The sequence below is a fragment of the Streptomyces sp. NPDC006235 genome, assembly GCF_040613735.1.
GTDB lineage: Bacteria > Actinomycetota > Actinomycetes > Streptomycetales > Streptomycetaceae > Streptomyces.
The window spans coordinates 42,917-55,358 of the sequence record NZ_JBEXSR010000012.1 but is presented as its reverse complement, the minus strand read 5'-3'; the positions used below and the strand labels follow the sequence as shown (position 1 = coordinate 55,358).

The following is a 12,442-nucleotide window of genomic DNA, read 5'->3' as shown; positions in this document are numbered from 1 at the left end:
ACGTCATGGGACTCGAAGAAAAGCTGCCGAGCGGCTTCCTGCTGACCACCGTCGAGCAGGCCGCGGGCTGGGTGCGCAAGTCGTCCGTCTTCCCCGCCACGTTCGGCCTCGCCTGCTGCGCCATCGAGATGATGACCACGGGCGCCGGCCGCTACGACCTGGCGCGCTTCGGCATGGAGGTCTTCCGCGGCTCGCCGCGCCAGGCGGACCTGATGATCGTCGCCGGCCGGGTCAGCCAGAAGATGGCGCCGGTGCTGCGGCAGGTCTACGACCAGATGCCGAACCCCAAGTGGGTGATCTCCATGGGGGTCTGCGCCTCCTCGGGCGGCATGTTCAACAACTACGCCATCGTCCAGGGCGTCGACCACATCGTGCCGGTCGACATCTATCTCCCCGGTTGCCCGCCACGGCCGGAGATGCTGATGGACGCCATCCTCAAGCTCCACCAGAAGATCCAGAGCTCCAAGCTCGGCGTGAACGCCGAGGAGGCGGCCCGCGAGGCGGAGGAGGCGGCGCTCAAGGCCCTGCCCACGATCGAGATGAAGGGGCTGCTGCGGTGAGCGACGTCAGCGACAACGGGGTCAACCCCGAGAAGGACCTCAGCGCGTCGAACCTCCCGGGCCAGCGCGGCCAGGGCGGTGAGGAGATCCGCGTCCAGCGCGGCATGTTCGGCGCGAACAACGGCGGCGACACCTCCGGCTACGGCGGCCTGGTCCGCTCGGTCCGCCTCCCGGGACCGGCGACCCGCCCCTACGGCGGCTGGTTCGATGAGGTCGCCGACGAGCTGGAGGGCGCCCTGGAGGAACAGGGTCTGCTTCCCGACAACGCGATCGAGAAGACGGTCGTCGACCGCGACGAGCTGACCTTCCACATCGAGCGCGAGCACCTGGTGCGGGTCGCCAGGACCCTGCGCGACGACCCGGCCCTGCGCTTCGAGCTGTGCACCGGCGTCAGCGGCGTCCACTACCCGAACGACAAGGGCCGCGAGCTGCACGCCGTCTACCACCTGCGCTCGATCACCCACAACAGGGTGATCCGCCTGGAGGTCAGCGCCCCCGACAGCGACCCGCACATCCCGTCGCTGTTCGAGGTCTACCCGACGAACGACTGGCACGAGCGCGAGACGTACGACTTCTTCGGCATCGTCTTCGACGGCCACCCGGCCCTGACGCGGATCATGATGCCGGACGACTGGCAGGGCTTTCCGCAGCGCAAGGACTATCCCCTCGGCGGCATCCCCGTCGAGTACAAGGGCGCCCAGATCCCGGCTCCGGACCAGCGGAGGTCGTACTCATGAGCACTTCGCACGCCTCCCCTCGGGAGACGACAGAGGGCACCGTCTACACGGTCACCGGCGGCGACTGGGACGAGGTCGTCCAGTCCGCGGCCCGCGCCGACGACGAGCGCATCGTCGTCAACATGGGCCCGCAGCACCCGTCCACGCACGGCGTGCTCCGGCTGATCCTGGAGATCGACGGCGAGACCGTCACCGAGGCCCGCTGCGGCATCGGCTACCTCCACACCGGCATCGAGAAGAACCTCGAGTACCGGACGTGGACGCAGGGCACCACGTTCGTGACGCGCATGGACTACCTGACGCCGTTCTTCAACGAGACGGCGTACTGCCTCGGCGTCGAGAAGCTCCTCGGCATCGAGGACCAGATCCCCGACCGCGCCTCGATCATCCGCGTGCTCCTGATGGAGCTGAACCGGCTGTCGTCGCACCTGGTCTGCATCGCCACCGGCGGCATGGAGCTCGGCGCCACCACGATCATGATCTACGGATTCCGTGATCGTGAACTCATTCTCGACATCTACGAGCTGATCACCGGCCTGCGGATGAACCACGCGTACATCCGCCCCGGCGGACTCGCCCAGGACCTGCCGCCCGGCGCGGTGGACCAGATCCGCGAGTTCGTGAAGAAGATGAAGAAGAACCTCCCGGAGTACGACAAGCTCGCCACCGGGAACCCCATCTTCAAGGCCCGCATGCAGGACATCGGCTACCTCGACCTGGCCGGCTGCATGGCCCTCGGCGCCACCGGCCCGATCCTGCGCTCCGCCGGCCTGCCCCACGACCTGCGCAAGGCGCAGCCCTACTGCGGCTACGAGACGTACGACTTCGACATCCCGACCGCCGACACCTGTGACGCCTACGGCCGTTTCCTCATCCGCCTGGAGGAGATGCGCCAGTCCCTCAGGATCGTCGAGCAGTGCCTGGACCGGCTCCAGCCCGGCCCGGTCATGGTCGCCGACAAGAAGATCGCCTGGCCGGCCCAGCTCGCCCTGGGGCCCGACGGCCTGGGCAACTCCCTCGACCACATCAAGAAGATCATGGGCACCTCCATGGAGGCCCTGATCCACCATTTCAAGCTGGTCACCGAGGGCTTCCGCGTCCCGCCGGGACAGACGTACGCGGCGGTCGAGTCGCCCAAGGGCGAACTCGGGGTGCACGTCGTGTCCGACGGCGGCACGCGCCCCTACCGGGTCCACTTCCGCGACCCGTCCTTCACCAACCTGCAGGCCATGGCGGCGATGTGCGAGGGCGGCCAGGTCGCCGACGTCATCGTCGCCGTCGCGTCCATCGACCCCGTGATGGGAGGCGTCGACCGGTGACCACCTCTTCTTCCGAGCGGGGCGTCAGCCTGGGCATGCCCGAACTGCCCGCACCCGCCTACCCGGACGACGTCCGGGCCCGCCTGGAGACCGACGCGCGCGAGATCATCGCCCGCTACCCGGACTCCCGGTCCGCCCTCCTGCCGCTGCTGCACCTCGTGCAGTCCGAGGAGGGCCATGTCACGCGCACCGGCATGCGGTTCTGCGCGGACATGCTCGGCCTCACCACGGCGGAGGTCACCGCGGTCGCCACCTTCTACACCATGTACCGGCGCAAGCCGAGCGGTGACTACCAGGTCGGGGTGTGCACCAACACCCTGTGCGCCGTCATGGGCGGGGACGCGATCTTCGAGGAGCTCCAGGAGCACCTGGGCGTCGGCAACGGCGAGACCACCGACGACGGCAAGGTCACCCTGGAGCACATCGAGTGCAACGCCGCCTGCGACTTCGCGCCGGTCGTGATGGTCAACTGGGAGTTCTTCGACAACCAGACCCCGGCGAGCGCCAAACGCCTCGTCGACGACCTGCGCTCCGGCCGGCCGGTCACCCCCACGCGCGGGGCACCGATGTGCACCTTCAAGGAGACCGCCCGGGTCCTGGCCGGTTTCACCGACGAGCGGGACGGGGCCGTCGAGTCCGGCGGCAGCGCGGGACCCGCCTCCCTGGTCGGCCTGAAGCTGGCCAAGGGCGAGTCCGCTCCCGCGCGCGTGGTGCATCCGCGCGGCGAGGCGCCCCGGGACGACAAGCCGCACGAGCCGTCACCGACGGAGCACTTGAGCTCGCACGACGCGCCGCAGGACACGTCGGCCTCCGACCCCGCCCACCCGGCCGGGCCTGTCGCCGAGGAGGGGGAGTGATGACCTTGGCACCCGAGCTGAAAGACATGAGCCCCGAGAAGCTGCTCGCACCGGTGCTGTCGGCCTTCTGGGACGAGGACAGGTCCTGGACGCTGGACGTGTACCGGCGGCACGACGGCTACGAGGGGCTGCGCAAGGCGCTCGCCATGTCGCCGGACGACGTGATCGCGTACGTCAAGGACTCCGGTCTGCGCGGGCGCGGCGGCGCGGGCTTCCCCACGGGAATGAAGTGGCAGTTCATTCCCCAGGGAGATGGAAAGCCGCACTATCTAGTTGTCAACGCCGACGAGTCGGAGCCGGGGACGTGCAAGGACATCCCGCTCCTCTTCGCGAACCCGCACAGCCTCATCGAGGGCATGATCATCGCGTGCTACGCCATCAGGTCGTCGCACGCCTTCATCTATCTGCGTGGTGAAGTCGTCCCGGTGCTGCGGCGGTTGCACTCGGCCGTCCGCGAGGCCTACGAGGCGGGCTTCCTCGGCGAGAACATCCTGGGCAGCGGACTCGACCTCGACATCACCGTGCACGCGGGCGCGGGCGCGTACATCTGCGGTGAGGAGACCGCACTGCTGGACTCGCTCGAAGGCCGCCGGGGTCAACCGCGGCTTCGTCCCCCCTTCCCTGCCGTCGCGGGCCTCTACGCGTGCCCGACTGTGGTGAACAACGTCGAGTCGATCGCGTCGGTTCCCGCGATCATGCACCGGGGCAAGGAATGGTTCCGGTCGATGGGGAGCGAGAAGTCGCCCGGCTTCACGCTCTACTCCCTGTCCGGCCATGTCGCCAGCCCCGGCCAGTACGAGGCGCCGCTCGGGATCACGCTCCGCCAGCTCCTCGACATGAGCGGCGGGATGCGCCCCGGGCACCGCCTCAAGTTCTGGACGCCGGGCGGCTCCTCGACCCCGATGTTCACCGACGAGCACCTCGACGTCCCTCTTGATTACGAAGGAGTGGGCGCCGCGGGTTCCATGCTCGGCACAAAAGCCCTCCAGTGCTTCGACGAGACGACCTGCGTGGTGCGGGCCGTGACGCGCTGGACGGAGTTCTACGCCCACGAGTCCTGCGGCAAGTGCACGCCCTGCCGCGAAGGGACGTACTGGCTCGTGCAGCTGCTGCGCGACATCGAGGCCGGCAAGGGACGGATGTCCGACCTCGACAAGCTGAACGACATCGCCGACAACATCAACGGCAAGTCCTTCTGCGCCCTCGGCGACGGCGCCGCCTCGCCGATCTTCTCCTCGCTCAAGTACTTCCGCGAGGAGTACGAGCAGCACATCACGGGCCGGGGCTGCCCCTTCGACCCGGCCAAGTCGACGGCCTGGGCCGACCGCACGGAGGTGAACGCATGACCGTGACCACCAACGCTCCCTCAGGCGGGGGAGAGGCGGCGGTCCCGCCGGAGGACCTCGTGACGCTGACGATCGACGGCATCGAGATCAGCGTGCCCAAGGGCACCCTGGTCATCCGGGCCGCCGAACAGCTCGGCATCGAGATCCCCCGGTTCTGCGACCACCCTCTCCTCGACCCGGCCGGCGCCTGCCGCCAGTGCATCGTCGACGTCGAGGGCCAGCGCAAGCCCATGGCGTCCTGCACCATCACCTGCACCGACGGGATGGTGGTCAAGACCCACCTCACCTCGCCGGTCGCCGAGAAGGCCCAGAAGGGTGTGATGGAGCTCCTGCTCATCAACCACCCGCTGGACTGCCCGGTCTGCGACAAGGGCGGCGAGTGCCCCCTGCAGAACCAGGCCATGTCGCACGGTGACGCCGAATCCCGCTTCGAGGGCCGCAAGCGGACCTACGAGAAGCCCGTCCCGATCTCCACGCAGGTGCTGCTCGACCGCGAGCGGTGCGTGCTGTGCGCCCGCTGCACCCGGTTCTCCAACCAGGTCGCGGGCGACCCGATGATCGAGCTGATCGAGCGGGGCGCGCTCCAGCAGGTCGGCACCGGCGAGGGCGACCCGTTCGAGTCGTACTTCTCCGGCAACACCATCCAGATCTGCCCGGTCGGCGCGCTGACCTCGGCGGCGTACCGATTCCGCTCCCGCCCCTTCGACCTCGTCTCGTCCCCGTCGGTGTGCGAGCACTGCTCCGGTGGCTGCGCCACGCGCACCGACCACCGGCGCGGCAAGGTCATGCGGCGGCTCGCCGCCAACGACCCCGAGGTCAACGAGGAGTGGCTCTGCGACAAGGGGCGGTTCGCGTTCCGGTACGCGCAGCAGCGGGACCGGCTGGAGACGCCGCTGGTGCGCAACGCCGAGGGCGAGCTGCAACCGGCTTCCTGGCCGGAGGCGCTCCAGATCGCGGCCCAGGGGCTGCTGGCCTCCCGGGGCCGCACCGGCGTGCTGACCGGCGGCCGGCTCACCATCGAGGACGCCTACGCGTACAGCAAGTTCGCGCGCGTGGCGCTCGACACCAACGACATCGACTTCCGCGCGCGCGTGCACAGCGGCGAGGAGGCCGACTTCCTCGCCGCCCAGGTCGCCGGGCGCGGCCGGGACCTCGACGGCACGGGCGTCACGTACACCGCGTTGGAGAAGGCCCCCGCCGTCCTGCTGGTCGGTTTCGAGGCGGAGGAGGAGGCGCCCGGCGTCTTCCTGCGGCTGCGCAAGGCCTGGCGCAAGCACGGGCAGAAGGTGTTCTCCCTGGCCACGCATGCCACGCGCGGTCTGGAGAAGGCCGGCGGGACGCTGCTGCCGGCGGCTCCCGGCACCGAGACCGAGTGGCTGGACGCGCTCGCGAGGAACGTCGGCCTGGAGGACGACGGCGCTCTCGCCGCCGAGGCGCTGCGCGCCGAGGGCGCCGTGATCGTCGTCGGTGAGCGGCTGGCCGCCGTGGCCGGCGGGTTGACCGCCGCCGTACGCATCGCCTCCGCGACCGGAGCCCGGCTGGCGTGGATCCCGCGCCGGGCCGGGGAACGCGGCGCCGTCGAGGCGGGCGCGCTGCCGTCGCTGCTGCCGGGCGGGCGCCCGGCCACCGACCCACGCGCGCGTGACGAGGTCGCCACCGTCTGGGGCGTGGCAGGTCTTCCGCACCGCTACGGCCGTGACACCGGGCAGATCGTGGAGGCCGCTGCGACCGGCGAACTCCAGGCGCTGCTGGTGGCGGGCGTCGAGATCGCCGACCTGCCCGACCCGGCACGCGCGCGTGCGGCACTCGACGAGGCCGGCTTCGTGGTCTCGCTCGAACTGCGGCCCAGCGAGATCACGCACAAGGCCGATGTCGTCCTGCCGGTCGCCGCGGTCGCCGAGAAGGCCGGCACCTTCCTCAACTGGGAAGGCCGGGTCCGCTTCTTCGAGGCCGCGCTCAAGCCCGACCACATGACCCGCCGCCTCGCACCCACCGACGCGCGCGTGCTGCAGATGCTGGCCGACGCCATGGACGTCCACCTCGGACTGCCCGATCTGCGCACCGTACGGGCGGAGATCGACCGGCTCGGCGCCTGGGACGGCCCGCGGGCCACCGAACCCCTGGAGACGGCGGACGCCCTGCCCCGTCCGGCCGCCGGGGAGGCCGTGCTCGCCGGGCACCGGCTGCTGCTCGACCAGGGCGTCCTCCAGCAGGGCGACGAGGCACTCGCCGGTACCCGGCACGCCGCACGCGCGCGTGTGTCGGCCGCGACGGCCGCCGAGGCGGGCGTCAAGGAGGGCGACCTCCTCGCGGTGACCGGCCCCCGGGGAGTCGTCGAACTCCCGCTCCAGATCAGTGAGATGCCCGACCGGGTGGTGTGGCTCCCACTGAACTCCGCCGGTGGCGGTGTCGCCTCCGACACCGGGGCGCGGCCCGGCTCCCTCGTCCGCATCGGACCGGCGACGCTCGCCGGCGAGGCCCCCAAGGAGGTGGAGGCATGAGCCCGTACCTCGCCGCTGAAGACCTCTCGATGTTCGGCCACGACCCGTGGTGGCTGGTCGTCATCAAGGCGGTGTTCTGCTTCGCGTTCCTGATGGTGACCGTGCTGATCTCCATCGTCATGGAGCGCAAGGTCGTCGCCTGGATGCAGCTGCGCATCGGCCCCAACAGGCACGGCCCCTGGGGCATGCTCCAGTCGCTCGCCGACGGCATCAAGCTGATGCTCAAGGAAGACGTCATCGTCAAGCGCGCGGACAAGGCGGTGTACGTCCTCGCGCCGATCGTCGCGGCCATCCCGGCCTTCATGGCGATCGCGGTGATCCCCTTCGGCCCGGCGGGCAACGAGATCTCGATCTTCGGCCACCGCACCACGATGCAACTCACCGATCTGCCGATCGCGATGCTCTACATCCTCGCGGTCGCCTCCGTCGGCATCTACGGCATCGTGCTGGCGGGCTGGAGCTCCGGATCCACGTACCCGCTGCTGGGCGGTCTGCGCTCCTGCGCGCAGATGATCTCGTACGAGATCGCGATGGGCGCCGCCTTCGCCTCCGTGTTCCTCTACTCGGGGTCGATGTCGACGTCGGCGATCGTCGAGCAGCAGACCGACCGCTGGTACATCCTGCTGCTGCCGCTCTCCTTCGTCATCTACATCGTGACGATGGTGGGCGAGACCAACCGCGCCCCGTTCGACATGCCGGAGTCCGAGGGCGACCTGGTCGGCGGCTTCAACACCGAGTACTCGTCGATCAAGTTCGCGATGTTCATGCTCGCCGAGTACGTCAACATGGTGACCGTCTCGGCCGTCGCCACGACGCTGTTCCTCGGCGGCTGGCGGGCCCCCTGGCCGATCAGCACCTTCTGGGAGGGCGCGAACCACGGCTGGTGGCCGATGCTCTGGTTCACGGTCAAGGTCCAGTTGCTGCTGTTCATGTTCATCTGGATCCGCGGCACGCTCCCACGCGTCCGCTACGACCAGTTGATGAAGCTCGGCTGGAAGGTCCTCATCCCGGTCTCGCTGGTGTGGCTGATGCTCGTCGCGACCGTGCGTGCCTTCAGGAACGAGGGCTACGACTTCGCCGACATCGCCCTCTACGTCGGCGGCGGCGTGCTGGCCCTGCTGGTGCTCTCCTTCGTCGTCGACATGTTCCGCGAGAAGGCGAAGGAGGCCGAGCAGCCCGCCGAGACCCCGGCCGCCTTCGACCCCATGGCGGGCGGATTCCCCGTACCGCCCTTGCCGGGGCAGGAACTTCCACCGGTCCCGCGACGCCGCTCGCGCGGTGAGCGGGAGCTGATTGTCAGTGGTGGGCCCGATACTCAGAGTGACGGATCTCTGGGCGGAACTACGGATGGAAAGGAGGCGTCCGATGGCTGAGGAACCGAAGGACACCAAGCCCGGGTTCCAGAACCCGGTGGCCGGCTTCGGCGTGACCTTCAAGGCCATGTTCAAGAAGCGGCTGACCGAGCAGTACCCGGAGCAGCAGAAGACCACGGCTCCGCGCTTCCACGGACGGCACCAGCTCAACCGCCATCCCGACGGCCTGGAGAAGTGCGTCGGCTGCGAACTGTGCGCGTGGGCCTGCCCCGCCGACGCCATCTACGTGGAGGGCGCGGACAACACCGACGAGGAGCGCTACTCACCGGGCGAGCGGTACGGCCGCGTCTACCAGATCAACTACGCCCGCTGCATCCTGTGCGGCCTGTGCATCGAGGCGTGCCCCACCCGCGCGCTGACGATGACGAACGAGTTCGAGCTCGCCGACTCCAGCCGGGCCAACCTCATCTACACCAAGGAGCAGCTGCTCGCCGGTCTGGAGGAGGGCATGGTCGACACGCCCCACGCCATCTTCCCGGGGACGGACGAGCAGGACTACTACCGGGGCCTGGTCACCGAGGCCGCGCCCGGTACGGAGCGTCAGGTCGCCCACTCCAAGGGCGAGGTCGTCCAGGAGGCCGACTCGACCTTCGGCGGGACGGAACCGGCGTCAAAGAAGGTGATCGGCCGATGACCACCCAGCTCGCCGCCTACTCCACCTCCACCGGAGAGGCCGTCCAGTTCTGGATCCTCGGCACGATCGCGGTGATCGGCGCCCTGTGCACCATCCTCATGAAGAGAGCCGTGCACAGCGCGCTCTGCCTCGCCGGGACCATGATCATCCTGGCGGTGTTCTACCTCGCCAACGGCGCCTACTTCCTGGGCGTCGTCCAGATCGTCGTCTACACCGGCGCGATCATGATGCTGTTCCTGTTCGTGGTGATGCTCGTCGGCGTCACCGCGGCGGACTCCCTGAAGGAGACCATCAAGGGCCAGCGCTGGCTGGCCCTGTTGTGCGGGCTCGGCTTCGGCGTCCTGCTGATCGCCGGCATCGGCAACGCCTCCCTCAGCGAGTTCAACGGCATCGGCCAGGCGAACGCCGGGGGCAACGTGGAGGGCATCGCCGCCCTCCTGTTCACCAAGTACGTCTTCGCGTTCGAGATCACCGGTGCCCTGCTCATCACGGCCGCCGTGGGCGCCATGGTGCTCACGCACCGCGAGCGCACCGAGCGCGCCAAGACGCAGCGGGAGCTCTCCGAGGAGCGCGTCCGCGCAGGCAAGCAACTGCCGCCCCTGCCGGCGCCCGGTGTGTACGCCCGGCACAACGCGGTCGACATCGCGGGCCTGCTGCCCGACGGCACGCCCTCGGACCTCACCGTCAGCAAGACGCTGCGGGAGCGGGGCCAGATCCGGGACGTGTCGCAGGAGGCGCTCAACGACCTGCGGGCCCTGGAGCAGCGTGCCGAGGAGCGCCTGGAGCGGAAGGCCATCGAGCCGACCACGTTCAAGCGGCCCGAGGAGGCATCCAAGTGAACCCGGTCAACTACCTCTATCTCGCGGCCCTGCTGTTCACGATCGGTGCCACCGGCGTGCTGATCAGGCGCAACGCGATCGTCGTGTTCATGTGCATCGAGCTCATGCTCAACGCCTGCAACCTCGCGTTCGTCGCCTTCTCCCGGATGCACGGCAACCTCGACGGCCAGATCATCGCCTTCTTCACGATGGTCGTCGCCGCCGCGGAGGTCGTGGTCGGGCTCGCGATCATCGTGTCCCTGTTCCGCGCCCGCCACTCGGCCTCGGTCGACGACGCCAGCCTGATGAAGCTGTAAGGGGTCGGAAGAATCGTGGAGAACCTCATCGCGCTGCTGGTGGCGGCGCCCCTGCTCGGAGCGGCGGTCCTGCTGTGCGGCGGACGCCGGCTGGACGCCGTGGGCCACTGGCTCGGCACGCTGCTCGCGGCCGCCTCCTTCGTGCTCGGCCTGGTGCTGTTCAGCGACATGCTCGCCCAGGACCCCGAACACCGCGTCATGTCCCAGCACCTGTTCAGCTGGATCCCGGTCGAGGGCTTCCAGGCGGACGTCGCCTTCCAGCTCGACCAGCTGTCCATGACGTTCGTCCTGCTCATCACGGGCGTCGGATCGCTGATCCACCTCTACTCCGTCGGGTACATGGAGCACGACGAGCGGCGCCGCCGCTTCTTCGGCTACCTCAACCTGTTCCTCGCGGCGATGCTGCTGCTCGTCCTCGCCGACAACTACCTGCTGCTGTACGTCGGCTGGGAGGGCGTCGGTCTCGCCTCCTACCTGCTGATCGGCTTCTGGCAGCACAAGCCCAGCGCCGCGACGGCCGCGAAGAAGGCCTTCCTGGTCAACCGCGTCGGCGACATGGGCCTGTCGATCGCGATCATGCTGATGTTCCTGTGGTTCGGCACCTTCGCCTTCGGGCCGGTGCTCGGCGACCACGCGGAGGCCGGGCTCGCCGGTGCCGCCGGTGAGGACAAGCTGACCGCGATCGCGCTGATGCTGCTGCTCGCCGCCTGCGGCAAGTCCGCCCAGGTGCCGCTGCAGTCCTGGCTCGGGGACGCGATGGAGGGCCCGACCCCGGTCTCGGCCCTCATCCACGCCGCGACCATGGTGACGGCAGGCGTGTACCTGATCGTCCGCTCGGGTGCCGTCTTCAACGGCGCCCCTGACGCGCAGCTGGTCGTCACGATCGTCGGTGCGGTCACGCTCCTCTTCGGTGCGATCGTCGGTTGCGCGAAGGACGACATCAAGAAGGCCCTGGCCGGCTCGACCATGTCGCAGATCGGCTACATGATCCTCGCCGCGGGCCTCGGCCCCATCGGCTACGTCTTCGCGATCATGCACCTGGTGACGCACGGCTTCTTCAAGGCCGGGCTGTTCCTCGGCGCCGGTTCGGTCATGCACGGCATGAACGACGAGGTGGACATGAGGAGGTACGGCGGCCTCAGGAAGTACATGCCGGTCACCTTCGTCACCTTCGGCCTCGGCTACCTGGCGATCATCGGCTTCCCGGGCCTGTCCGGCTTCTTCTCCAAGGACAAGATCATCGAGGCGGCGTTCGCGAAGGGCGGCACCGAGGGCTGGATCCTCGGCGCCTGCGCCCTGCTCGGCGCGGCCATCACCGCGTACTACATGACGCGCGTGATGCTGATGACGTTCTTCGGCGAGGAGCGCTGGCGCAACGCCCCGACGCCGTCCCCGGCCGAACCGGACGTGGAGCCCGCCGCCGAGACCCGCGGCGAGTACACCCCGCCGCACCCGCACGAGTCGCCCAAGGTCATGACGATCCCCATGATCGTGCTGGCCGTCGGGTCGGTGGCCGGCGGTGCGTTCTTCAGCATCGGCGACCGCTTCCTGCACTGGCTGGAGCCGATCACCGGGCACAGTCACGGCAACCCGCCGATCAGCGCGGGTGTGGTCACCGGTGCGACCGTCGCGTGCATGATCATCGGTGTCGCCCTCGCCTGGGCGCAGTACGGCCGCCGCCCGGTCCCGGCCGTCGCCCCGCGCGGCTCGCTGCTCACCCGGGCCGCCCGGCGCGACCTGCTCCAGGACGACTTCAACCACGTGGTCCTGGTCCGCGGCGGCGAGCACCTCACGCGGTCCCTGGTCTACGTCGACCACACCCTGGTCGACGGCGTCGTCAACGGCACGGCGGCCTCGGTCGGCGGCCTCTCCGGGCGGATGCGCAAGCTGCAGAACGGCTTCGCCCGCTCCTACGCGGTCTCGATGTTCGGCGGCGCGGCGGTCATCGTCGCCGCGACCCTGCTGATGAGGGCGGTCTGA

The 12,442-nt window shown here is 69.4% G+C and carries 11 protein-coding genes; all 11 read left to right on the top strand.

The window, feature by feature from the left end:
- Positions 1 to 5: 5 nt before the first annotated feature.
- From ABZ192_RS16750 to nuoL, 11 genes are read left to right on the top strand one after another with little or no spacing between them, the layout of a single operon-like run.
- Complete coding sequence (locus tag ABZ192_RS16750) at positions 6 to 560, top strand: NADH-quinone oxidoreductase subunit B (protein ID WP_018528252.1); 555 nt, start codon at positions 6 to 8, stop codon at positions 558 to 560.
- The gene (locus ABZ192_RS16745; RefSeq protein WP_356925226.1) at positions 557 to 1,297 is read left to right on the top strand and encodes an NADH-quinone oxidoreductase subunit C; all 741 of its coding nucleotides are present in this window, start codon (positions 557 to 559) and stop codon (positions 1,295 to 1,297) included. Before ABZ192_RS16750 ends, ABZ192_RS16745 begins: the two co-directional genes overlap by 4 nt.
- Positions 1,294 to 2,616, top strand: a complete 1,323-nt coding sequence (locus ABZ192_RS16740; protein WP_356925225.1) for an NADH-quinone oxidoreductase subunit D — start codon at positions 1,294 to 1,296, stop codon at positions 2,614 to 2,616. The genes ABZ192_RS16745 and ABZ192_RS16740 overlap by 4 nt, the downstream gene beginning before the upstream one ends.
- Positions 2,613 to 3,473: an NADH-quinone oxidoreductase subunit NuoE gene (gene nuoE, locus ABZ192_RS16735; RefSeq protein ID WP_356925224.1), complete on the top strand. Its 861-nt coding sequence runs from the start codon at positions 2,613 to 2,615 to the stop codon at positions 3,471 to 3,473. Before ABZ192_RS16740 ends, nuoE begins: the two co-directional genes overlap by 4 nt.
- On the top strand, positions 3,473 to 4,819 hold the full coding sequence (nuoF, locus tag ABZ192_RS16730) for an NADH-quinone oxidoreductase subunit NuoF (protein ID WP_356925223.1): 1,347 nt from the start codon (positions 3,473 to 3,475) through the stop codon (positions 4,817 to 4,819). Before nuoE ends, nuoF begins: the two co-directional genes overlap by 1 nt.
- Entirely contained in the window at positions 4,816 to 7,320 is a 2,505-nt protein-coding gene (locus ABZ192_RS16725) for an NADH-quinone oxidoreductase subunit G (protein ID WP_356925222.1), read from the top strand. The genes nuoF and ABZ192_RS16725 overlap by 4 nt, the downstream gene beginning before the upstream one ends.
- Positions 7,317 to 8,693 (top strand): NADH-quinone oxidoreductase subunit NuoH, encoded by a 1,377-nt coding sequence (gene nuoH, locus ABZ192_RS16720; protein WP_356925221.1) that lies wholly within the window; start codon positions 7,317 to 7,319, stop codon positions 8,691 to 8,693. The genes ABZ192_RS16725 and nuoH overlap by 4 nt, the downstream gene beginning before the upstream one ends.
- On the top strand, positions 8,686 to 9,327 hold the full coding sequence (nuoI, locus tag ABZ192_RS16715; RefSeq protein WP_356925220.1) for an NADH-quinone oxidoreductase subunit NuoI: 642 nt from the start codon (positions 8,686 to 8,688) through the stop codon (positions 9,325 to 9,327). The genes nuoH and nuoI overlap by 8 nt, the downstream gene beginning before the upstream one ends.
- On the top strand, positions 9,324 to 10,166 hold the full coding sequence (locus ABZ192_RS16710; protein ID WP_356925219.1) for an NADH-quinone oxidoreductase subunit J: 843 nt from the start codon (positions 9,324 to 9,326) through the stop codon (positions 10,164 to 10,166). Before nuoI ends, ABZ192_RS16710 begins: the two co-directional genes overlap by 4 nt.
- The gene (gene nuoK / locus ABZ192_RS16705; protein ID WP_003992252.1) at positions 10,163 to 10,462 is read left to right on the top strand and encodes an NADH-quinone oxidoreductase subunit NuoK; all 300 of its coding nucleotides are present in this window, start codon (positions 10,163 to 10,165) and stop codon (positions 10,460 to 10,462) included. Before ABZ192_RS16710 ends, nuoK begins: the two co-directional genes overlap by 4 nt.
- A 15-nt stretch (positions 10,463 to 10,477) precedes the next feature.
- Positions 10,478 to 12,442 carry an NADH-quinone oxidoreductase subunit L gene (nuoL, locus tag ABZ192_RS16700; protein WP_356925217.1) on the top strand — a complete coding sequence of 655 codons (1,965 nt, stop codon included), beginning with the start codon at positions 10,478 to 10,480 and terminating at the stop codon, positions 12,440 to 12,442.

Coding starts and splice junctions, on each gene's coding strand:
- ABZ192_RS16740 (WP_356925225.1), top strand. CDS start 1,294: ATGAGCACTTCGCACGCCTCCCCTCGGGAGACGACAGAGGGCACCGTC.
- nuoI (WP_356925220.1), top strand. CDS start 8,686: ATGGCTGAGGAACCGAAGGACACCAAGCCCGGGTTCCAGAACCCGGTG.
- nuoH (WP_356925221.1), top strand. CDS start 7,317: ATGAGCCCGTACCTCGCCGCTGAAGACCTCTCGATGTTCGGCCACGAC.
- ABZ192_RS16750 (WP_018528252.1), top strand. CDS start 6: ATGGGACTCGAAGAAAAGCTGCCGAGCGGCTTCCTGCTGACCACCGTC.
- ABZ192_RS16710 (WP_356925219.1), top strand. CDS start 9,324: ATGACCACCCAGCTCGCCGCCTACTCCACCTCCACCGGAGAGGCCGTC.
- ABZ192_RS16725 (WP_356925222.1), top strand. CDS start 4,816: ATGACCGTGACCACCAACGCTCCCTCAGGCGGGGGAGAGGCGGCGGTC.
- nuoF (WP_356925223.1), top strand. CDS start 3,473: ATGACCTTGGCACCCGAGCTGAAAGACATGAGCCCCGAGAAGCTGCTC.